At 50.3% G+C, this 21,595-nt stretch carries 20 protein-coding genes; 6 read left to right on the top strand and 14 right to left on the bottom strand.

All coding sequences use genetic code 11. The features are described 5' to 3' along the window. Window positions 1-39 precede the first annotated feature (39 nt). The gene (locus CS948_RS14175; protein ID WP_099292363.1) at window positions 40-1,170 is read left to right on the top strand and encodes a M20 family metallopeptidase; all 1,131 of its coding nucleotides are present in this window, start codon (window positions 40-42) and stop codon (window positions 1,168-1,170) included. Here CS948_RS14175 and CS948_RS14170 read toward each other — a convergent pair. Both CS948_RS14170 and CS948_RS14165 read right to left on the bottom strand, forming a co-directional pair. Then, the gene (locus CS948_RS14170; RefSeq protein WP_099292362.1) at window positions 1,146-2,330 is read right to left on the bottom strand and encodes a clostripain-related cysteine peptidase; all 1,185 of its coding nucleotides are present in this window, start codon (window positions 2,328-2,330) and stop codon (window positions 1,146-1,148) included. The genes CS948_RS14175 and CS948_RS14170 overlap by 25 nt on opposite strands. A gap of 311 nt (window positions 2,331-2,641) precedes the next feature. Next, window positions 2,642-3,199 (bottom strand): Crp/Fnr family transcriptional regulator, encoded by a 558-nt coding sequence (locus tag CS948_RS14165; protein ID WP_255302021.1) that lies wholly within the window; start codon window positions 3,197-3,199, stop codon window positions 2,642-2,644. Between the two features lie 133 nt (window positions 3,200-3,332). Here CS948_RS14165 and CS948_RS14160 point away from each other — a divergent pair, with 133 nt between their 5' ends. Further along, entirely contained in the window at window positions 3,333-3,653 is a 321-nt protein-coding gene (locus CS948_RS14160; RefSeq protein ID WP_099292361.1) for a multidrug efflux SMR transporter, read from the top strand. A gap of 4 nt (window positions 3,654-3,657) precedes the next feature. On the opposite strand, the gene CS948_RS14155 is transcribed toward CS948_RS14160, so the two are convergent. The 9 genes from CS948_RS14155 to CS948_RS14110 all read right to left on the bottom strand — a co-directional run bounded on the left by CS948_RS14155 (window position 3,658) and on the right by CS948_RS14110 (window position 13,514). Further along, window positions 3,658-5,466, bottom strand: coding sequence for a U32 family peptidase (locus tag CS948_RS14155; protein ID WP_099292360.1), 1,809 nt, complete (start codon window positions 5,464-5,466; stop codon window positions 3,658-3,660). Continuing rightward, window positions 5,463-6,149, bottom strand: coding sequence for a dethiobiotin synthase (gene bioD, locus CS948_RS14150; protein WP_099292359.1), 687 nt, complete (start codon window positions 6,147-6,149; stop codon window positions 5,463-5,465). Before bioD ends, CS948_RS14155 begins: the two co-directional genes overlap by 4 nt. An 84-nt stretch (window positions 6,150-6,233) precedes the next feature. Further along, window positions 6,234-7,013 carry a malonyl-ACP O-methyltransferase BioC gene (bioC, locus tag CS948_RS14145; RefSeq protein WP_099292358.1) on the bottom strand — a complete coding sequence of 260 codons (780 nt, stop codon included), beginning with the start codon at window positions 7,011-7,013 and terminating at the stop codon, window positions 6,234-6,236. A 183-nt stretch (window positions 7,014-7,196) separates the two neighbouring features. Next, the gene (locus CS948_RS14135) at window positions 7,197-7,841 is read right to left on the bottom strand and encodes a DUF452 family protein (RefSeq protein ID WP_099292356.1); all 645 of its coding nucleotides are present in this window, start codon (window positions 7,839-7,841) and stop codon (window positions 7,197-7,199) included. Between the two features lie 237 nt (window positions 7,842-8,078). After that, complete coding sequence (locus CS948_RS14130; RefSeq protein WP_099292355.1) at window positions 8,079-9,236, bottom strand: 8-amino-7-oxononanoate synthase; 1,158 nt, start codon at window positions 9,234-9,236, stop codon at window positions 8,079-8,081. A 213-nt stretch (window positions 9,237-9,449) separates the two neighbouring features. Then, window positions 9,450-10,733: an adenosylmethionine--8-amino-7-oxononanoate transaminase gene (gene bioA, locus CS948_RS14125; RefSeq protein WP_099292354.1), complete on the bottom strand. Its 1,284-nt coding sequence runs from the start codon at window positions 10,731-10,733 to the stop codon at window positions 9,450-9,452. 159 nt (window positions 10,734-10,892) lie between these two features. Beyond that, complete coding sequence (gene bioB, locus CS948_RS14120; RefSeq protein ID WP_099292353.1) at window positions 10,893-11,855, bottom strand: biotin synthase BioB; 963 nt, start codon at window positions 11,853-11,855, stop codon at window positions 10,893-10,895. Window positions 11,856-11,948: 93 nt separating this feature from the next. Further along, entirely contained in the window at window positions 11,949-12,311 is a 363-nt protein-coding gene (locus CS948_RS14115; RefSeq protein ID WP_176555066.1) for a hypothetical protein, read from the bottom strand. A gap of 279 nt (window positions 12,312-12,590) precedes the next feature. Continuing rightward, on the bottom strand, window positions 12,591-13,514 hold the full coding sequence (locus CS948_RS14110) for a YitT family protein (RefSeq protein WP_099292351.1): 924 nt from the start codon (window positions 13,512-13,514) through the stop codon (window positions 12,591-12,593). Between the two features lie 377 nt (window positions 13,515-13,891). Between CS948_RS14110 and CS948_RS14105 the strand changes: the two genes are divergently transcribed. Continuing rightward, window positions 13,892-14,434 (top strand): TetR/AcrR family transcriptional regulator, encoded by a 543-nt coding sequence (locus tag CS948_RS14105; protein ID WP_176555065.1) that lies wholly within the window; start codon window positions 13,892-13,894, stop codon window positions 14,432-14,434. 18 nt (window positions 14,435-14,452) lie between these two features. Continuing rightward, on the top strand, window positions 14,453-15,406 hold the full coding sequence (locus tag CS948_RS14100; RefSeq protein ID WP_099292349.1) for a 3-oxoacyl-ACP synthase III family protein: 954 nt from the start codon (window positions 14,453-14,455) through the stop codon (window positions 15,404-15,406). 72 nt (window positions 15,407-15,478) lie between these two features. Here the strand turns inward: CS948_RS14100 and CS948_RS14095 are convergent, their stop codons facing one another. Genes CS948_RS14095 through CS948_RS14085 form a run of 3 tightly spaced genes read right to left on the bottom strand, consistent with a single transcriptional unit; the run spans window position 15,479 to window position 18,146 of the window. After that, entirely contained in the window at window positions 15,479-15,982 is a 504-nt protein-coding gene (locus CS948_RS14095; protein ID WP_099292348.1) for a tetratricopeptide repeat protein, read from the bottom strand. Then, on the bottom strand, window positions 15,979-17,364 hold the full coding sequence (locus CS948_RS14090; protein ID WP_099292347.1) for a nodulation protein NfeD: 1,386 nt from the start codon (window positions 17,362-17,364) through the stop codon (window positions 15,979-15,981). Before CS948_RS14090 ends, CS948_RS14095 begins: the two co-directional genes overlap by 4 nt. Continuing rightward, window positions 17,361-18,146, bottom strand: coding sequence for an EI24 domain-containing protein (locus CS948_RS14085; protein WP_099292346.1), 786 nt, complete (start codon window positions 18,144-18,146; stop codon window positions 17,361-17,363). The genes CS948_RS14090 and CS948_RS14085 overlap by 4 nt, the downstream gene beginning before the upstream one ends. A gap of 273 nt (window positions 18,147-18,419) precedes the next feature. Here CS948_RS14085 and purB point away from each other — a divergent pair, with 273 nt between their 5' ends. Continuing rightward, window positions 18,420-19,760, top strand: a complete 1,341-nt coding sequence (gene purB / locus CS948_RS14080; protein ID WP_099292345.1) for an adenylosuccinate lyase — start codon at window positions 18,420-18,422, stop codon at window positions 19,758-19,760. Between the two features lie 9 nt (window positions 19,761-19,769). Continuing rightward, window positions 19,770-21,593 carry an ABC transporter ATP-binding protein gene (locus CS948_RS14075; protein WP_099292344.1) on the top strand — a complete coding sequence of 608 codons (1,824 nt, stop codon included), beginning with the start codon at window positions 19,770-19,772 and terminating at the stop codon, window positions 21,591-21,593. Window positions 21,594-21,595 lie beyond the last annotated feature (2 nt).

Below are 21,595 nucleotides of genomic sequence, written 5' to 3'. Positions count from 1 at the left end.
ACTTTAACCCTTACCTTTGTCCAATCAAAAAAACAAGTCATGCAGGAAAACACGTTTTACAACATACGCCACCATCTCCACCAACACCCGGAACTGTCCGGACGGGAGAGCAACACCGCCCGTTTCATCGAGGAACAACTACAACCTTTCGCCCCGACCAAGATCATCCGCCACGTTGGCGGACACGGGCTACTGGCGGAATATTTCTTCTCCGAAAACGGTCAGACGCTCCTTTTCCGTGCGGACATGGACGCCGTGGCGGTACAGGAACCTGACGAACTCCCGTACCATTCCCAAAACCTCGGCGTAGCCCACAAATGCGGACACGACGGACACACGACAATCCTCTTGCGTTTTGCGCAAATGTTGCACGACCATCCCCTGCAACAAGGCCGCATACTACTGCTCTTCCAACCCGCCGAAGAAAACGGTAGCGGTTCCAAGGCCGTACTCGACACGAAAATACTTGATTACTATGCCATCGACCGGGTATTCGCCCTCCACAACATACCGGGAGCACCGACCTCTGCCGTACTCTGCAAAGAAGGCAGTTTCACCTGCGCCGTCGTCAGTGTTTCCATTGCTCTCACCGGAAAGACCTCCCACGCCGCCGAACCCCGGAATGGCATCAGCCCGATTCCCGCCACCCTCCACATCGTCGAGGAACTGCAACGCTGGAATAACACGAACATACAATCCGACGACTATTTCCTCGCCACGATCGTGGAAATACATGTCGGTGAAGAAGCATACGGTGTATCCGCCGGGAACAGCGTTATCCGAGCTACACTCCGTGCCAAAACCGACCGTCGGTTAAACGAATACACGGAAAAACTAAAACATTTGGTTATTGCCGACTGTGAAAACACTCCCGGTCTGCAACACGAAATCACGTGGCTTGAACCTTTCTCCGCCAACGAAAACGACAAGCAGGCAGTGGCAACAATCAAAAGTGCCGCCCTTCGCGAATGTTTCAATTACGTGAAAGTGGAAAACCCCTTTAGCTGGGGCGAAGACTTCGGGCTATTCACCCAACAATACAAAGGAGCCATGTTCGGTTTGGGAGCCGGCGAAAACTGTCCCCCGCTTCACTCCCCGCACTACGATTTCCCGGACGAACTCATCGAAACCGGAGCCCGGGTATTCTATTCCGTAGCATCCTTACCGTAAACTCCCGCCCACGGGAACTTCCAGTAAGCGTTCGTTTCGCCATACCATTCACTTCGGGGAATATAAGTACTAATACCACTGAACTTCTCTACCGGGATTGTCGTTCGATAAAAAGGATCAGTCACCGCTTTATACAAAACCACCTTTCCCAACAAATCCTCGTAAGCCGCACGGAGAGCTGCGTCATTCACCGTCATATACCTGATATATTCCCTTAAATCAAAAAAGCGGTCATATTTATCATATTCCACTTTCGGGTAATTATACACGTCCTCCTTGCCCATTTGGGCTGCCTCCGGTGCTTTTCCTTCCAACACTTGACAAGTCAAATCATATAAATTATCCAACTCCGACATGTTGATTAAAGCTATCGTACCGAAACGGTCAGACGAATTGTAAGTATTATAATACTCGTAAAATATCTTGCACACCTCTTCCAAATCACTCTCCAACCGATCACCTTCCCTCCAAAAATAAGGCATCATCTTGGCATAAGGAAAACCGGGAGCAGGTGTTTCTGCCGGGGAGGCGATGACATACTTGGCTTTATTCCGAAACTCGTATAGAGTTTCAATAGACGACATCAGACAAGCGTCAAACACGATAAAATCCATTCCATCCGGGATTGCCGCTGCCATATCACGGATATCCATAGTTGAAGCCCCGTCAGTGGCAAAACTTCTCGTGAGAGGATTCTCTATTTGATACAAAGACCTCTCCGCTCGTCCCAACAAAGAAGACGGTATCCAACCCGTGGCGTGCGATCCGAAAATCATCCCGTAAGAATCAGAAGGATATAACGCCTGCATATCTTTTACTACCTGCTTCAGCGTTTCCGGGGAAGCGGAATTTAACTCGTCATACGTTTTAAGCACTTCCTGTTCCACCACCCCGTCTTTGACTTTAAACGTCAACAACTGGGGGGCGCTCCCGTTGCCGTCAAAAAAGATCACGATATCCCCGTTATAACTCTTTTTCCACGCGCTCGCCATATCCTTGATATTATTTTTCAAATGACCGGAAAGATTATTATTTCCAGCTAGATACACCATCAACGTCCTCACCTTCTCCGGTTCATTCTCATCCTTCTCACAAGACACCATGAAAAAGAAAGCGACACACAAAATATATTGAATAAAATATCGACTCTTTAATCTCATAACAAATTATACCCTATATAAAACTCTGCAAGATAATCAAAATCTATTAATAATGCAAATAATGAGGGCGTATCGAAAGTCTTTTTCTTCTAAAAACTCCTCCGTCTGCTTCGCATCCAAGTGAGCCCGGAAGCCGGTCTCGAACCAGCTCCCGCTCGGCAAACCGAGAGCAAGCTCTCTTTCTGCCCTCGCTTAATCGATGGTTTCCTCTATAAACAGAGGAGGAGCTAGTGAATCTTACCAAAGACAGTAAGTAACTCAGCTCTCCCTCTGTTTATAGAGGGAGTTTAAAATAACTTTTAACCCGCCCGTCACTTTTTCTTCCCCCTAATTCGACTCAAATGCTCGGAAGTAATCCCAAGATAAGAAGCGATATACTGCAACTGCACCCGTCGGACAATCCCCGGTTTCTCCCGTGTCAAGCGCAGGTATCGTTCCGAAGCCGTTTCGGACAAATGCGATATCAGCCGTTGTTCCGTCTTCACGAACTCCCGTTCCAGCAACTGCCGTGCCCAGTTACACACCTCTATATCGTGATGATAAAGTTCGAAAAGTCCCTGCCATTCAATCCGGTACAAAACTGCATCCTCCAACAACTCCATCGTTTCGTATCCCTTTTCCCCGTACACATACCCGCGGGCAGAGATAATAACGTCCCCTTCCAGCCCGAACCAGATAGTCACGTCCTTCCCGTCGCCCTCCGTGTACGCCCGTGCGATCCCTTGCCCGATGATATAGATATTCCTCTCCGGCTTATCCCGACTGAACAACACGTGTCCCCTCGGGTAACGCACCGCCGTCACGAGAGATGCCAACCGTTTCCCCACGTTCCCCGGGAGAAAGTTCTCCATTCCTGCCATCACGCTCATATCTGTTTCAAGTTTTCCACAAAATTATACTTTTACAATTGAATCGCAAGCCCGTGTCGATTAATTGATAAATATCAAGTAATTCCCCGCGTCGACGCCCTACCTTTGCCCTGTAACATTAACGAAAACAACTATGCCTTGGATTTTATTGGTTTGTGCCGGACTACTGGAAATAGGCTGGCCTCTCGGGTTCAAATTAGCGGGTGTTCACGAGAAACACTTTTACCTTTTCATCGCACTTTCCATCGTTTCCATGGGATGCAGCGGCTATCTCCTGTACCTTGCCCAAAAAAGCATCCCGATAGGCACCGCGTACGTGGTATGGACGGGTATCGGTGCCGTGGGAACCGTCTTGCTAGGGATATTATTCTTTCACGACTCGGCAAGCGTCCTTCGCCTATTATTCGTCACGCTCATACTGGCGGGTGTCGTGGGACTGAAATTAGTCCACTAACCCCTCACGGCGAAACCACCTTCATAAAGCAACGTTCGCAATCGAACTCAAGCCGGAATCTGCCCAAGTTATTGGAAAGGTAAAGGGGATACTTCAACGCCTTATCCTTGCCCGACTTGCGGCACATTCCCAGTTCAAACAACAGGCAATAGCGCGTGGTCATCACGGCACGTCCCGAACGGTTCCGGGCGACCTCGAAACCCGCTTCCGGCTCTGCCGTCCCGTGTTCGCGGTAGAATGTCCCCGACAACCTGTTCACCACGTTCAACCGCCAATCCGCCTCTCCCGCGTACACCGCATCCCGGTTCAACGGCGCCTGTACCCAACGTTCCCGTTGCTTCTCCCGTTCCTCGGTCAACAAGTCCAGCAACCGCCCCCGGTAACCGTTCACCACCGCCGACGGGATAAAAAGTACCGTATCACCATGATACTCTACCGGGCAACAATCATAGCGCGTATTACCGCTTTTGCCCAACTGCCCGACAATTCGTTCCGCCTGAGCCGCGTTTGTCGCCCTCTCGAACACCTCGTCACTACGCAGTGTCACCGCCACGCCTGCTTCGTCCTCGGCAACCAGCACGAGATGATCCTCCTCCGTGTACACGTCAATTCTTACTTGAATCTTACGCACTGAAACCGCTTTGGACAAACGACTTACAAACTCGTGATCGTAATTCCGGTACAACACCGTCCCCGGCATCACGGTCACCCGCTCGTTGCACGTCAGTCGATTGCCTTCCGCCGTGTTCACCTTGATCCCCCGCAACTCTTGCCCGTCAAAATAGCACAAGCCGTCGGCATTATGTATCGTTTCCAGCGCCTCCACGACCAACAAATTTCCTTTCGCCTGTTTCACCACCGCCACTTTCTTCCCCGTGGACTTCGGGGTATCCATGTTCACGATGCCCTGTTTCCGCCCGGCAATAAAATAATCCGTGTACCCCCGGTTGAAACTTCGTTCCGGATCGGCATCGAATCCCGCGTTCACGTGCCCGTTTCCCACGCGGGACAATCCCTCGCTTCCAGCGATAATCCCGTCCAACCGGGCAGAATAATACCTCGTGACGTTCGCCACGTAATCCGCTTCTTTCAACCGCCCCTCTATCTTGAACGAATCAATTCCAATATCCACCAAATCACGCAAGTAAGCGGATAAATTTAAATCTTTAAGTGAAAGCACGTGTTTGTCCTTCACCAGCACCTGCCCGTCACTATCCGCCACCGTCCACCGCATCCGGCAAGCCTGCGCGCACTCGCCCCTGTTGGCAGACCTTCCTGTCAGATAATGAGAGATATAACACTGCCCGCTTAAACTGACACACAAAGCCCCATGCACGAAATACTCCAACTCCGCTTTCACCTCCCGCCGGATTGCCCGCAATTGCTCTAGGGATAATTCCCTCGCCAACACGATACGCTGAAATCCCAACCTATCGAGAAACTTCACGCGTTCCAGATCGTAATTATGCATCTGCGTACTGGCATGCAGGGCAATAGGCGGTATATCCAGTTTCAATATAGCCGGGTCTTGCACGATAATAGCATCCGCGCCAACCCGATACAGCGCATGAATCAACCGTTCCACCTCCGCCAGTTCATCATCATAAAGTATCGTGTTCAAAGTCACGAACACCCTGCAATAAAAGCGGTGAGCGTACTCCGCCACCCGCGCGATCTCTTCCACCGTGTTGCCTACCGCCTGACGCGCCCCGAAAGCGGGTCCGCCGATGTACACGGCATCCGCCCCGTTGTTGATAGCGGCTATCGCCACCTCGACATTCTTTGCCGGGGATAACAATTCCAGTTTCCTCATTTCCGTCCCTCCAAGGCGCTAACGTCCACGTCCGGGTAATCCGTCCCGTGTACCACGGGCACCTCGATCAATGCCGTCGTCGGGAAATGTTCTTTCAAGTATTGCCGGAATATCGTGATCGAATCATTCGTGATCCACTTGCTGTCGTTCGGGAAACGGTTATACACCAGACAAGCCAACTCAATTCCCCGCGCACGGCACAACTCAAGGCTCATCAACGTGTGGTTAATACTTCCTAGTTTAGAGGATGTTACCAAAATCAACGGAAGCTTTTGTTCACACACGTAGTCTATCGTGAAATACTCCCTCGTCACCGGCACGTACAGTCCCCCGGCTCCTTCCAGCAATACCGTGTCGTACATAGCCCGCAACTTCCCGGTTACCCCGGCAATGCGCCCCATGTCGAGTGTCACTCGATCAATCTCGGCTGCCAAATGCGGCGAGGCGGGATAGGTCATCACGTAGGGACAAGTCGTACCGTCCTCGTCCGCGGGTTGCGGCTCCATCCCCATAATCTCGCGATGTTTCAGAATATCTTCCGATATCCCCCGGCATCCCGTCTGAATAAACTTCTGGGTAATCACGTTTACCCCTTTCCTTCTCAAAGAACGAGCCAACAACCCGGTCACCACCGACTTCCCGGCATCCGTATCTATTCCACTGACAAAATAAACTGTTCCCATTTATGATTTATGATTTATGATTTTAGATTGAACTCCCTCCCGGCTTCGAAGCAGACGGAGGAGTTCATTTTTCATTTTCAATTTTCAACTTTCAATTTTCAATTGTTTCCTCCTGCACACGAAGTAAAGCGGGTGATAAGTCAATATCACCTTTCCTTCCACCGTGAAGCGGGTATTATACTCGTCGATAAAGGCATTCACCCGTCCTTTCGTCCACACGGAACGGTCGGAAGAAACGTTCACGCCCGTTCGTTTCAGATGCTGCAAAACCGACAGGGGATTATCAAATTCAAGAACATGAAACTCTTCCTCCATCCGTTCCACCGTGAAACAGGGACTCAACAAATCCCGCAACTCCTCCTTCGTGCGGTATGCCAAACCGCCGCCCGTGGTTTGCCGTATCTCGCGCAAGTTATGCTTACCGAACGAACTGAATATCATGCAACCGCCATCATTCAGATTCTCCGCCAACTCGCAAAAAGTAGCCTCCGGGTCGGTGAACCACTGGAACGTGGAAGCCGAAACAATAAGGTCATACCCGCCGGGTAGTTCCGCCCGCTCGATATCACCCGGTATGCAACATCCCTCCGGAATCCCGTTAGCGACAGCCGTCCCGCGGCACAAATCCTCCACGAGATCGTTCACGTGCAACTCGCTCCCCGGAAAAGCCTGCCTCAACAAAACGGTCAACAATCCCGTCCCGCATCCCACTTCCAGTATCTTCCGGGGCATCCGTTCCACCGCTGCCACAGCCATAGGACACAGCCGTCCGACCACTGCCCGCTGTACCCGCGCGTTCTCGTCATAACTTCCCATACTGCGCCGGAAATGTTTCCGCACTTTTTCTTTATTTATTTCCATCATGTTCAAATTTCATGAAATTCATAAAGTTTATAAGGTTTATAAAGTTTATAAAGTTCATAAGGTTTATAGACCCCTGCGGGGCGCTTTGTCCACGGCAGCTTGAGCTGCCGATAAACATTGTCCGAAGGACACCCGTCACTTTATGAACCTTATAAACCTTATAAACTTTTAACCCCCTTTCCATCATATCTCATCCCAATTATCCAACACGTAAAACGGGTAATGTCCTCCCTCTATGCTCACCGTTTCGCATCGTCCGTCCCACCAGTTCCGCTGGCTTTCCGGCGGAAAGATCACGTCGCCCGCGGACACGTACGCCTTGTCCCACCGCGTTTCCGGCCGTATCAGCATCGCTTGCTCCCGGATAGCCCGCAACTCCTCCACCTGCTCGTGCAACTCCCGGAGAGGCTTATTTGCCCCGAATCTCGCCATCTCTTCCCGTCCCGCCAGCATCCGGGCAAAGAACTTGTCCCGTCCCCGCTCGTCCATGCCCCGCTCCGTCAACAGGTAAAGCTTCGGGAGAATCCCGTAACGCTCGTCCACGGGACGCTCCGTGCCGTTGATCGCCACCCGTCTTGTCACGGGCAACTTCCACCGCTCCAGCAACACCGCCGCCGCCCACACGCCCATAGACCACGCCACCGCACGAATTTCATCGTACCCGTCCGTCACGGGAGCTTCTTCCCCCGCTATATCCCGGTAATCATAGAACGCGAGCACGTCCCCCGTTCCCGTCAGATGTTGCACGGCACGTTCGTCCATCCCCCATCCGCAAAAGAACAAAGTCAAGCACCGCCCCCCTTTTTTGGTTATCCACTGTCTTCGCATAGTTTTTCGCCTTCGGCGAAGTTACAGGTTGGCAGGTTACAAGTTACAAGTTGTTTTCCCACCCACCGAGCTTCGCACTTTTTTTAGTTCATAAAGTTTATAAGGTTTATAAAGTTCATAAAGTGCCGGGTGTCCTTCGGACAGCGTTTATCGGCAGCTCAAGCTGCCGTGGACAAAGCGCCCCGCAGGGGTCTATAAACCTTATGAACTTTATAAACTTTATGAACTTTACAAACTTCATAAACTTACTTCCACGAACTCCCTCAAACACTCGTAATCCTCCTCCGGTATCGCCGCATTCAGCGAGAAGCGGATACGAGCCTCGTTTTTCGGCACGGTCGGGTACCTCACGGGCAACACGAAAAAGCCGTTATCTTGAAACAGTTCGGACATGTAAACGCTATTCTCGTTGCTCCCGCATAGGAAAGGCACGATATGCGAATCGCCCCGTGTCTCGAATCCCCGTTCGGACAATGTTGTCCGCAATTGTTCGGCAATCTCCGTCAGTTTCAGCCGATACGGGAAAAAGTCCGGCATCCGGTTCAGCACGAACCGCGTCCACGCCACCACCACCGGGGGCAATGCTGTCGTGAAAATCAGACTCCGCTGCGTGTTGACAAGGTAATCCTTGAACAACTCGTCACACACCACGAAAGCCCCGTACGAGGCAAACGCCTTGCCGAAAGTGCCCACGATAAAGTCGATATCGTCAATACATCCCTGCTCTTCGCTACATCCCAACCCGTTCGTACCCCGCACCCCCACGGCATGCGCCTCGTCAACGTACAGGAACGCGTCATACTCCTTCTTCAAGTCGCACAACTCCTGCAAATCCGCCGTGTCACCGTCCATGCTGAATATCGATTCCGTCACGATAAACACGTTCTCGTACTCCTCCCGGTGATTGAACAGAAGTTCCCGCAGGTGGTCGTAATCCAGATGACGGTAACGCAACATCTGCGCATCACTCAACCGCAGACCGTCGATGATACTCGCGTGCACCAGCTTGTCCGCCACGATCAAATCCCGCTTCCCCGCCAATGACGGCAAAATACCGATATTCGCGTGATACCCGGAGTTCAGCACCAAAGCCGCCTCCTTGCCGTACAAATCCCGTAAATCGTCCTCCAGCAACCCGTAATACTCGTGGTTCCCGGACAGTAGTCTGGACGACACGGCACTGAAACTCAACAGTTTCACGTCGGTTTCTTTCCTGAAATCCTCGTATAAAACCGGGTTGGAAGACAATCCCAGATAATCGTTCGACGAGAGATTCAGCATCTCCCGCCCGTTATAATGAATCAGAAAACCGTTGTGCTGCACGTCCCGCAACATCCGGTAATTCCCGAATTCCTTGATTTTCTCCAGTTTATTAATATACCTTTCCTTATTCATTGTTTTTCGCCTTTGGCGAAGTTACAGGTTAAATTTGCCTTCGGCAAGTTGCAGGTTGCAAGTTGCTTCCGCTTCCAATAACTTCACCTTATTATATTCTTTCATCATTCAACTCTAACACCGGTAATCCCCTTCAACTCGCCGCAGGCGAATGTAACCTGCAACTTGCCCGCGGGCAAATGCAACTCGCCGAAGGCGAATTAAACTGCCGCCTCACCTGAAATACTTGATCACCCGCAACAACGCCGACGTCAACCGCCTCAGTTCCTCCGCCCGAATAATATACGGCGGCATAACGTACACGAGCCGCCCGAAAGGACGTATCCATACCCCCTCTCTGACGAAAGCCGCTTGCAGAACACCCATGTTCACGGCATCTTTCATCTCCACCACGCCGATAGCCCCCAACACGCGCACGTCCGCCACGTTGGGATACTCGAGCGCGGGTAGCAAATCCACCCGCAACTGGCTCTCTATCCGCCCGATCATTTCGGTAAGGTCATACCCCCGTATCAAGTCCAGCGAGGCATTCGCCACGGCACACGCCATCGGGTTACCCATGAACGTGGGACCATGCATGAAGACACCCGGGTTTCCCGTGCATATCCACGTTGCCACCTTCTCCGTTGCCATCGTGGCGGCAAAACTCATGTACCCGCCCGTGAGTGCCTTGCCGACACACATGATATCCGGCACGATTCCCGCGTGATCCACCCCCCACATCTTCCCCGTGCGACCGAACCCGGTAGCGATCTCGTCGCACACGAGCAACACGCCGTAATCGTCACACAACTCCCGCACCTGCCGCAGGTAGTCCGCCGAGTAGAACCACATCCCCCCGGCACCTTGCACGATCGGCTCCAGTATCACGGCAGCGATACGGTTGTGATTATTGCGCAGGCATTGCTTCAACTCCTCGATATGTTCCGGCAGGCACACTTCCCCGTAACGCACTTCCGGTCGATGCACGAAATACTGCATCGGCAGCGTCCCCCGGAAAATACCGTGCATCCCCGTCACGGGATCGCATACCGACATGGCATTCCACGTGTCGCCGTGGTACCCTTTCATGATCGTCAGGAAATAGCGTTTCTCCTCTCTCCCGGCAGCGTACCAGTATTGCAGAGCCATTTTCATGGCAACCTCCACGGCAACCGAACCGGAATCGCTGTAAAACACCTTATCCATCCCCCGCGGGGCCATTTCCAGCAGCTTTTCCGCCAGTTCCACCGCCGGACGGTGCGTCAACCCGCCGAACATGACGTGTGACATGCTCTTCAACTGTTCCTCGACCGCCGCGTTCAACGCCGGGTGATTGTACCCGTGCACCGCGCACCACCATGACGACATACCGTCAATCAGCCGCGTACCGTCCTCCAGTTCGATATAAACACCCTCCGCCCTTTTCACCGGGTACACCGGGAGCGGATCTATCGTCGACGTGTACGGGTGCCACACGTGCTCCCTGTCAAACTTCAATAATTCTGCCGTATTCATTATAACTAAAAGTTTATAAGGTTTATAAAGTTCATAAGGTTCATAAAGTGACGGGTGTCCTTCGGACAAGGCTTATCGGCAACTCAAGCTGCCGTGAACAAAGCGCCCCACGACGGTCTATAACTTTATAAACCTTATGAACCTTATAAACTCTTGCATTCATTCATTTTCAATTGTAAACCCTAGTCTTTGCACCTTCTCCATGTCCTCCATCACCTTCGAGCCTACGGTGGTCAACATATCGCCGAGAATGGCGGAGTTGATACCCGCTTTTATGGCTTTTTCCTCGATATGGGCGATCAGCACGCGTCCCCCCGCGAAGCGCAGGAAAGCGTCCGGGTTGATAAAGCGGAACACCGCAACGGTGGTCAGTACCTCGTCGTCCGCGAGCGGCGGCATACCCTCCAGCGGGGTACCCGGTATGGGATTCAACACGTTCATCGGTATTGACTTCACGCCCAATTCTCGCACCGTCAAGGCAAGTTCCACGCGATCTTCCATCGTTTCGCCCATGCCGATAATCCCGCCCGAACAAACCTCCATCCCCACCTCCTGCGCGGCACGAATCGTTTGTATCTTCTCCTCTAGCGTGTGTGACGAGCACAACGTGGCGAAAAACCTCGGCGACGATTCCAGATTACAATGGTAGCGGGTTATACCGGACTCTTTCAGTCGGCGTAACTGTTCTTTGCTCAACAACCCCATCGAGGCACACAGGTTGATATTCATCTCTCGTTTTATCCTCTCGGCGTACCCGCACAGGCGGTCGATATTCTTGTCCGACAGCGCACGCCCGCTCGTGACAAACGAAAACTTGTTCACCTTGTATTTCGCGTTCAATCGAGCCAACTCCACGCAACTCTCCTCGTCAATCAGCTCGTACTCCTGCACGTGTGTTTTGAAAACTGCCGACTGCGCGCACCACTTGCAATTTTCCGAGCACCGTCCCGACCGCGCGTTCACGATGGAACAAGTGTCGAAATAACGCCCGGCAAACCGATCGCGTATCTCCCCCGCGGCAGCATACAACGCCGCCTTATCCCCCGCGGCAGCCAGTGCCAGCGCTTCCTCCCTCGTGATCTGTCCTCCCTCGAAGACCTTCTGTTTCAATTTCTCTATCATCCGATCTATTTAAGATTTTGGATTTATGATTTATGATTCCCTCCCGTCTGCTAACGCTTTTCTAATCGCGAATCGTAATTCATAAATCATAAATTAATTTGTTTTCAATAAAAAAGGTACGTCCACCTTTACAGCCGGACGTACCTTCATTCTCGTATCATAATTCCCGTAACTCCCGGTATTAATAGCATCGACACGCGCGGGAACCACCGGGCAACACGCCCGCGTCACCTTTTCCGCATATTCCTCGAATGTCGTCACCATTCGTTCGAACGCCTCCGCGAGATTCACGATCACGCCTTTTCTCGATGATTTCCGCAACGCCATTTCACAAATATGTATCGCCAACCGCCCGATGCACACCTCCCGCCCCAGCGAGGCGAAAATGGCATACCCTTTCCTGTTCCAACGGGAAAAGCGTAATTTAGCCCGGTAACCGACGTCACGTTTATTCATCATCTTTCACGTTCATGTTAAAAACGCCGCAAGTTAATAAAAATATTTTCCTATAGCAATTTATAAGTTACAAGATTAAAAAAGCGATATCAACTTCTTGCAAGCCATTGAACAACCATCACCTCCCCGTTACCCACTCACACGTATCAAGCATTTACATTTCATGAACGTATCATAAACGCAAATTTACGTTCATGATTGGTTCATGATACGTTCATGATGGCGGGAATGGAGGTACCAATTATAGCGAAAAGATTGATCAACTGACAAGGTATAGTTCTATGAATCCAACCTCTTGAACCCCTCACCCAGTATCTGATGTGCATCAAAGATTGTCACGAAAGCATTCGGGTCAATCTTATAGATAGCTTGTTGTAAAACAGCCATCTGACGACGGTTTATCATGGTCATGATCATCTCCTTCTCGGCACGATTGTACATCCCTTGAAGCGGCACGATTGAACCGCCGCGGTGCAGGTCGTTCAATATATAGGTGCGGATTTCCTCCACTTTATCGGAGATTATAAAGAAACTCTTCTCGTTGTCTAAGCCTTGCAGAATCATATCGATCGTCTTTCCCATCAGGAATATGGACAACCAAGAATACATCGGCACTTTCCAATCCTGAAACATGAGGAAACCAAAAACCACGATGCAGGAATCGACGGACATCTGCAACTGCCCCAGCGGGCGATGCGTCCACTTGTGCAGGATATTCGACAGCACGTCGGTACCGCCGCTGGACGCGCGGGTTTTCAGTATCATGCCCACGCCGATACCCATGACCACCCCACCGAAGATACAAGCAAGCAACACTTCATCACCCAATTTGAACGGGTCCAACGTGCCGCTCACCGGGATAGGTTCACCCATCAAAGTCAGCAACAAGGCGGGAAGACTGTCGGAGAACACGGCAACCAGAATGAAGCAAATAAATGTCTTCACCCCGAAATCGGAACCCAATACCCGTAAACCGATTAAACTCAACGGCAAATTGAAGCAGAGTGCTGCCATACCTATCGGAAATCCCCACATGTGCTGCAACACGATCGTGATACCGTATATTCCTCCCGGAACAATCTTGTACGGTGCCATGAAACAACTATACCCCAGCGCTAACACGAAAGCCCCGCCGACCAACAAGGCGTATGTCTTGAACCACTCGCGGGTAAACGGCTTTTCTTTTAATAATATATTTACCATTGATTTTGATTTTAATTTCGGGCGCGAATATACCCCCCGGCGGGGGATGAAAACATGACATTTGTCATATCTTCGGGTAAAAATATAATTTAACACTTTGGAAGTTATAAAGTTCATAAAGTTTATAAGGTTTATAAAGTTATTGCCCCCCACAGGGCGCTATACTAACGGCAGCATGAGCTGCCGTTTTAATCTTGTCCGAAGGACACCCGTCACTTTATGAACTTTATAAACCTTATGAACCTTATAAACCGGGAAAACTTGTTTTCCCTCAATTTTGCATATCCCGAATTATTGATTATAATTGCACACTTTTTCCAATTTGTGAAATTAAAATGAGAACAAGCCTACGAATAACGAAAGATAAAATACTCAGCGTGGCACAAAAATTGTTCATCGAGATGAGTTTCTACGGGACCACGATGAAAGATATCGCCAACGCCGCCAAGATTAGCAGGCGTACCTTGTACACGCATTTTAACAGCAAGGAAGAGATTTTTAATCACATCGTGGATCAAAGAATAGTATTGATAAACCAAAAACTGGAACAGGCAGTACGCACGGCCTTGCCCGCCGACAAACGGTTGAAGTTATATATAAAGGAACGGTTCAATTTAATCGCGGAACTCATGGGTGGAAGCCTGCCGATCAAGGAAACTTTTTTACACAATAACAGTAAAATCGATATCTTGAGAAAGAATATAGACAAACAGGAGATTGAACTTTTGTACGCCATCTTAAAGGACGGGGCGGATAAAGGGATATTCTCGATCAAACAACCCAGACGTCTGGCAAACTCGCTGCAATCCGTTTTTAAAAGCCTTGAATTTGGTTTTATCCGGGAATATGATCATCGACCAAACCCTCAGATTATCAACGAGTATATTAATATATTATTTCACGGGATTATCAAAAAGTAATCACAATACATTATAAAAATGGATCTATATATCAACGCCATAGCACATTACATACCGGAAGCGAGAGTTCCCAATTCCTATTTCAAGGACGTGAACGGTCTGGACGATGAATGGATATTCAGCAGAACGGGAATCAAAACCAGAAGCAAAGCGGGAGAAGGCGAAAACACGAATACCATGGCTCTCGAAGCCGTGGCAAGGCTGAAAGACAAGCTGCCTTTCGCCATCGAGGACACCGATCTGGTGGTGGCTGCCACGTATTCCCCGCATGACACCGTTGCCACGGCGGCTCACGCCATCCAGCGGGCGTACACGACGCGGGCGGCAAAATGCCTGAGTGTTTCCTCGGCTTGTTCGTCATTCATCAACGCCATCGAGATCGTGCAAGGGTATTTCGCCATGGGCAAGGCGACGAAAGCTATCGTGGTCGCCTCCGAGCATAACACGGAATACAGCAACGAGAGTTGTCCCCAGAGCGGTCACCTGTGGGGTGACGGTGCTATTGCCATCGCTATATCCACTTCGCCGGAAGGTGAAAAAGCGGCGAAGATACTAGATATCTTCACGCGGGGACTGGGACATATCGGCAAGGCGGACACCGCCGTGTACCTGCGCCCGCGCCACGGGGGCATCGGCATGCCGGAGGGACGCGACGTGTTTATCAATGCCTGCCACTACATGATCGAGGGTTTGCAAGTAGTGACGGAAAGCAACGACAAGACATTGGCAGACCTGAAATATATCGCCCCCCATCAGGCAAACAAACGAATCATGGCAACGATCGCCCGGCAAATCGACTTCCCGGAAGATCGTATCCTGTCGAACATCGGGGAAGTGGGCAACACGGGTTGTCCCAGTTGCGGCATCGCCCTCTCGCAAAACCTCGACCGGGTGGAGCGAGGCGACCTCGTGGGACTGACCGTTTTCGGCGGCGGGTACTCGTGCGGTGCGGTGTTGTTGGAATTTATTTGATTTATGATTTACGATTTCTTGATTTATGATTGAGTGATTCCCAAAACAATCATAAATCAAGAAATCATTGAATTACTCGTTCGACACGTCGTACCACATCCGGGCAAGCACGGTATCACGCTGTACGCCCAAACCGTATTCGTACATCACCCCCAGATTGTTAGAGGCTTCCCGTACACCCTTTACCGCTGCGGCAAGAAACCAACGCAAGGCTTTCGGCATGCTACATTTGCTTTCGTCTTTGAGATATATCACGCCCAGACAGAATTGGGCTTCGGCAAACCCGTGTTCGGCAGCCAAACGCAACCAAGATTCCGCTTTCTTGTAATCCTTTTCCACTCCCGTGCCGCGGAAGTACATCATGCCCAAGTTGACATACGCCTCCGGAATGCTGTCCTTCGCCGCAATCAGGAAATACTTCTCAGCATCGGCATATTTCCCTTTATTGTAATAGCGTGCGGCTCGATTAAAAGTTTTTGCCGCACCGGCATCCTTGAACAAGGGATACGCGTACCACCCTATCATAAACGCCAGAACGACGTAAACGACTTTCTTCAAGCATCTGATTGGATTCATGGCACGAGCTTTTCCACGTAAACCTGTCCCGCCTGATACTTTATGATCTTTACTTTCTCCCCTTTTTGTATAAACACTCCCGTGTTGGAAACGGCATCATAAATGTCGTTACCGATTTCCACCTTACCCGCCGGGCGCAAGTCCGTGAATGTTACGCCCTCTTTCCCGACTTCTTCCTTCACGGTCATATCCACGCCCACGAATCCCTCCTCTACCCGCTGTTCCGCGTGAAGGGCAAAGTTCAACCGACTGGAACCGAATAACTTGCGGCTTAACCAAATACTGCCGACGACGGAAATCAGAGAACAACTGATAACGAAGAACAGTGAACGGATGATTGCCCCCGCGAAATCGGGCAGAAATTCAAAGGTAAAGTTGTCAATGCCGGATAACGCCAAGGAACCCACGATGCAAAGAATGCCGAGTATTCCCGCCACGCCGAATCCCGGTATGACAAATATTTCCAGCAAGAGCAAGACAAGTCCCACGACGAACAAGATGATTTCCACGTAATTGGCAAACCCTTCCAAGTACAACGGCGCGAAGTAAAGCAAACATGCCGTGACGGCGGCAACCAGCGGGAAACCTACCCCGGGAGTCTGCAATTCAAAGTAAATGCCGCCGATGATAACCATGATCAGGAGTCCCTGTATAATCGGGCTGATCAGGAAACCGATCAACCGATCCATCGTCGTGGGGCGATATTCCCGCAACTCGTAATCCGTGACGCCCGCTTCCCGTATCACTTCCGGCACGCTCTCGGCGATTCCTTCACAATACCCGTGCTGCATCGCCTCGTGTGGCGTGAAAGTCAATATCTTGCCGCTGTCCGAAACACCTTCCACCGCCACACGCTCGTCCACCATCGCCTCGGCAATGCGCGGGTCGCGATGCCAGCGGACAACCGTCTTGCCGTTCTCCGTCACCGTATCTTTGCCGTGCGCCTGTGCCGTGGCGCGGATCATGGAACGCATGTACGACTGGTACTTGTCCGGCATAGCCTCTCCCGTCTGGTTGACCACAGTAGCCGCACCGATATTCGCCCCCTCCCGCATGTATATCTTGTCACAGGCGATGGAAATCAAAGCCCCGGCAGAAGCCGCGTTATTATCAATAAATACCCACACGGGTTTCGGGTAATTCAGGATCAGGCTGCGCAGGGAATCGGCGTACACCACCATTCCCCCGTAGGTATTCATGTGAATCAACACGTAATCGGCACGCTCCTCCGTGGCACGGTCGAACGATTTCTTGACCAGCCGCCAGATGCCCGGACCGATTTCGTCTTTTATATCCACCTTGTACACGATAGCCTTATCCCCCGTCGCGCTCGCGGAGAGAAGACAAAACAACAAACCGATGCAAAGCAACAATCTTTTCATTTCTCGACCTTTTTATTTAATGTTTCATTCACGACAACCGTCCCGGCGATTACCGATAATAAAGATACAAAACTACACGCCACTACCCGTATAAACGGGAGCATCAACGATAAGGTAAATACCGCCCCTATCGCGACGACCATTCCCGAATTGCGCCGCATATAGCGGACACTCTCCCGCACCCGGAAACGCTTCCTCTCCACGGCGTAATCCATGAAGGCGAAACCGTAGAAGTAGGCACTTACCCCGAACGTCAGCACCGGGGTGACCAACCCGACCAGCGGGATAAAAGAGAGGAAAAACAAGAGAACGGTCAATATAAATTGAAATATCATACAACGCAAGGAGATCACGATGCCCCGCCCGATTTCCCACATCAACTGCCCGAAACTGAACGGGTATTCCCGCCCGGAAAGACGCGCTTCCGTGCGCTCGGAAAGCCACGAGTAGACGGGCGACATCACGACCATCACCACGTACCCCCCGAAAGAAATAAACAGGATGTAGTACACGGCACGCACGAGCAACCGCACGATAAAACCTACCGTACCGGAAACCCAACTCAACCACGAAATGCCGGAAACCCAATCCATAACCTGCTGTTCCACCGTCTCGGAAAGTCCGCCCCCGATACAGGAAACAGCGTAATTCCCCGCCGCGAACAGCACGATAATTATCACGACCGGAAATAAAAGGAAATAACAGAAACGCCCGGAAAACAATAGTTTCACGGCTTCACGGTATGCCTTTATTCCTTTAGAAAATCCTTGGAAGAAGTTCATGTTCCGATTACCTTTAAAATTCGTGTAAATTTAAGGGATTTTTTTGATTTTTCCTAAGGGTGGAATAAGCCTTAGGCTTATTCGTTTATAAAGTTTATAAGGTTCATAAAGTTCATAAGGTGAGGGGTGTCCTTCGGACAGTGTTTAACGGCAGCTGCCGAAGACAAAGCGCCCCACAGGAATCAATGAACCTTATAAACCTTATGAACCTTATAAACTTTACGAACTTTTTTGTACTTTCGCGAGAGAAACAATTAAAAATTAAAGTATATTATGCAAGCATTAACAGCAATTTCCCCTATCGACGGCAGATACAGAGATAAAGTCGAAGGGTTGGCGAACTACTTTTCCGAGAGTGCCTTGATTCGTTACAGGGTGATGGTTGAAGTTGAATATTTTATCGCTCTCTGCGAACTTCCATTGCCGCAATTAAAAGGATTCGATCACGCGCTGTTCGATAGCTTGAAAGATATTTACCTCGATTTCTCCGTGGAAGACGCACAAAAGGTGAAGGACATCGAGAAAGTCACGAACCACGACGTGAAAGCCGTGGAATACTTCATCAAAGAGAAATTCGATCAATTGAACCTGCACGAGTACAAAGAATTTATCCATTTCGGACTGACCTCACAGGATATAAACAATACCTCTGTGCCCTGCTCTTTCCGGGATGCTATCCATGACGTGTATTACCCGCTCATCGACGAACTGATAGCGAAACTGGAAGAACTTGCCGAAGAATGGAAAGACGTGCCCATGCTGGCAAAGACTCACGGGCAACCGGCATCACCCACCCGCTTGGGGAAAGAGATAAAGGTATTCGTGTATCGCCTGAGCAAACAACTGGAATTGTTGAAGAAAGTAGCCTGCTCCGGGAAATTCGGCGGGGCTACCGGAAACTTTAACGCCCATACCGTGGCTTACCCGGAGATCGACTGGACGGAGTTTGCCAATAACTTCCTGACGCGAAAGCTGAAAATAGAGCGGGAACAATACACCACGCAAATCTCGAACTACGACAACTTTGCCGCCGTGTTCGACAACCTGCGCCGTATCAACACGATAGTGGTTGATTTGGATCGTGATTTCTGGACGTATATCTCCATGACTTATTTCAAACAGAAAATCAAAGCGGGGGAAGTCGGTTCGTCCGCCATGCCCCACAAGGTGAACCCGATCGATTTCGAGAACTCGGAAGGCAATCTCGGTATGGCAAACGCTATACTGGATCACCTGAGCAATAAATTGCCGATATCCCGCCTGCAAAGAGATTTGACGGACTCTACCGTGTTGCGTAATATCGGGGTGCCTTTGGCTCACACGGTAATCGCGTTCAAATCAACACTGAAAGGATTGAATAAATTGATTATCAACAAACCGGCGATAGAGGCAGACTTGGAGGAAAACTGGGCTGTCGTGGCGGAAGCCATCCAGACCATCCTGCGGCGAGAGGCTTACCCGAACCCGTACGAGGCGTTGAAAGCACTCACCCGCACCAACAGTAAAGTGACACAACAATCCATTGCCGAATTTATCGATACATTGGACGTGTCCCCCGAGTTGAAGAAAGCATTAAAACAAATCACTCCCTCCAACTACACGGGGAGATTATAAACGGAATACATGCGCGATTTTATCCAGATACTGAAAAGATTTATTCCTCCTTACAAGGCAAGGTTAACCAAGAATATACTATATAATATATTGCACGCCATATTCGGTTCGATGTCATTCGTGATATTGATACCCGTTTTGGGCATCCTTTTCCGGACGGAATCCGACGTGAAGGAATTGCCTGAATTCGCGATGAATATGACCACGCTGAAAAATATCCTGTACTACTACGTCACGTTAGGACGGGATACGATCGGACCAGTCACCACGTTACTGGTCGCGGGAGGCTTCTTCGCGTTGGCGGCTCTCTTCAAAACCGGGTTTTCTTACATGGCTTCTTACGAGATTATCTTTATCAGGAACGGGGTTGTCCGGGATATTCGCCGCATGATTTACCGGAAGATTTTATCGCTCCCGCTCCCCTTCTTCTCGGAAGAACGCAAAGGGGATATCATTTCGCGCATGACGGGTGACGTGCAGGAAGTGGAAAATTCGATCATGAACTCGCTGGAAATGTTTTTCCAGAACCCTATATTGATATTGATTTACTTGAGCACGATGATTTTCATGAGTTGGCAATTGACCTTATTCGTACTGGTATTGTTGCCTGTCATGGGACTCCTGATCGGGAAAGTAGGTAAATCACTGAAGAAGAGATCGAAAGAGGGACAGGATAAAATGGGAGAAATCCTGTCCAATATCGAGGAAACACTCTCCGGTTTACGTATTATCAAGGCTTTTAACGCGGAGAAAAAGGTAGATCGGTCGTTCTCCAACTTGAACGAGGACTACCGCCGGATCATGAACAAATTGATGCGTCGGCGTTCACTCGCTCACCCGATGAGTGAATTTCTCGGAACGATCGTCGTGGTTATCGTGGTTTGGTTCGGGGGGTACCTTATCTTGAGAGATTCCCCGATCATGGAGGCTCAGGATTTTATCGCGTACATCGCGCTATTCTACTCTATCATCAACCCGGCAAAACAATTCTCCACGGCATTGTACAGTATACAGAAAGGACAGGCAGCCATGGATCGTATCGACCAGATACTTAACGCCGAATCCACGATAAAAGAGCCGGAGAACCCGAAGCCGCTGAAAGATTTTAACCGGCAGATTGAATACAAACACGTGAACTTTGCTTACCGTCAGGATCATCTGGTACTGAAAGACGTGACCTTAACCATCCCGAAAGGCAAGACTATCGCACTCGTGGGGCAATCCGGTTCGGGCAAGAGCACGTTTGTCGATCTTCTCCCCCGCTTCTACGATGTCGTGAAAGGAGAAATAACGATTGACGGTATAAATATCAAAGATACCTCTACTCAAAACCTGCGGGCATTGATGGGGAACGTGAACCAAGACCCGATCCTGTTCAACGACACGATATTCAACAACATCGCGTTCGGCGTGGAAACCGCCACTCCGGAAGAAGTGGAAAGAGCCGCCAAGATTGCCAACGCCCACGACTTCATCATGCAGACGGAAAAAGGTTACCAGACTAATATCGGTGACCGCGGCGGGAAATTAAGCGGCGGACAACGGCAGCGTTTAAGCATTGCGCGTGCCGTACTGAAGAATCCCCCGATCATGATTCTTGACGAGGCAACCTCGGCTCTGGATACCGAATCGGAAAAACTCGTGCAGGAAGCATTGGATAACCTGATGAAGAATCGTACATCCATTGTCGTGGCCCACCGCCTGTCGACGATCCGGAATGCAGACCTGATCTGCGTGTTCCACGAAGGAGAAATCGTCGAGCAGGGACGCCACGAGGAATTATTGGCACAGAACGGTATATACACGAAATTGTATAACATGCAAAACTTTTAGTC

The sequence above is a fragment of the Butyricimonas sp. Marseille-P3923 genome (assembly GCF_900184685.1).
Classification (GTDB): domain Bacteria; phylum Bacteroidota; class Bacteroidia; order Bacteroidales; family Marinifilaceae; genus Butyricimonas; species Butyricimonas muris.
Note: the sequence above shows the minus strand (reverse complement) of the source record. Positions and strands in the feature narration are given on the sequence as shown.

Coding starts and splice junctions, on each gene's coding strand:
- bioD (WP_099292359.1), bottom strand. CDS start 6,149: ATGGGAACAGTTTATTTTGTCAGTGGAATAGATACGGATGCCGGGAAG.
- bioB (WP_099292353.1), bottom strand. CDS start 11,855: ATGATAGAGAAATTGAAACAGAAGGTCTTCGAGGGAGGACAGATCACG.
- CS948_RS14130 (WP_099292355.1), bottom strand. CDS start 9,236: ATGAATAAGGAAAGGTATATTAATAAACTGGAGAAAATCAAGGAATTC.
- CS948_RS14100 (WP_099292349.1), top strand. CDS start 14,453: ATGGATCTATATATCAACGCCATAGCACATTACATACCGGAAGCGAGA.
- CS948_RS14075 (WP_099292344.1), top strand. CDS start 19,770: ATGCGCGATTTTATCCAGATACTGAAAAGATTTATTCCTCCTTACAAG.
- bioC (WP_099292358.1), bottom strand. CDS start 7,013: ATGATGGAAATAAATAAAGAAAAAGTGCGGAAACATTTCCGGCGCAGT.
- purB (WP_099292345.1), top strand. CDS start 18,420: ATGCAAGCATTAACAGCAATTTCCCCTATCGACGGCAGATACAGAGAT.
- CS948_RS14090 (WP_099292347.1), bottom strand. CDS start 17,364: ATGAAAAGATTGTTGCTTTGCATCGGTTTGTTGTTTTGTCTTCTCTCC.
- CS948_RS14165 (WP_255302021.1), bottom strand. CDS start 3,199: ATGAGCGTGATGGCAGGAATGGAGAACTTTCTCCCGGGGAACGTGGGG.
- CS948_RS14085 (WP_099292346.1), bottom strand. CDS start 18,146: ATGAACTTCTTCCAAGGATTTTCTAAAGGAATAAAGGCATACCGTGAA.
- CS948_RS14170 (WP_099292362.1), bottom strand. CDS start 2,330: ATGAGATTAAAGAGTCGATATTTTATTCAATATATTTTGTGTGTCGCT.
- bioA (WP_099292354.1), bottom strand. CDS start 10,733: ATGAATACGGCAGAATTATTGAAGTTTGACAGGGAGCACGTGTGGCAC.
- CS948_RS14115 (WP_176555066.1), bottom strand. CDS start 12,311: ATGAATAAACGTGACGTCGGTTACCGGGCTAAATTACGCTTTTCCCGT.
- CS948_RS14135 (WP_099292356.1), bottom strand. CDS start 7,841: ATGCGAAGACAGTGGATAACCAAAAAAGGGGGGCGGTGCTTGACTTTG.
- CS948_RS14155 (WP_099292360.1), bottom strand. CDS start 5,466: ATGAGGAAACTGGAATTGTTATCCCCGGCAAAGAATGTCGAGGTGGCG.
- CS948_RS14095 (WP_099292348.1), bottom strand. CDS start 15,982: ATGAATCCAATCAGATGCTTGAAGAAAGTCGTTTACGTCGTTCTGGCG.
- CS948_RS14175 (WP_099292363.1), top strand. CDS start 40: ATGCAGGAAAACACGTTTTACAACATACGCCACCATCTCCACCAACAC.
- CS948_RS14110 (WP_099292351.1), bottom strand. CDS start 13,514: ATGGTAAATATATTATTAAAAGAAAAGCCGTTTACCCGCGAGTGGTTC.
- CS948_RS14160 (WP_099292361.1), top strand. CDS start 3,333: ATGCCTTGGATTTTATTGGTTTGTGCCGGACTACTGGAAATAGGCTGG.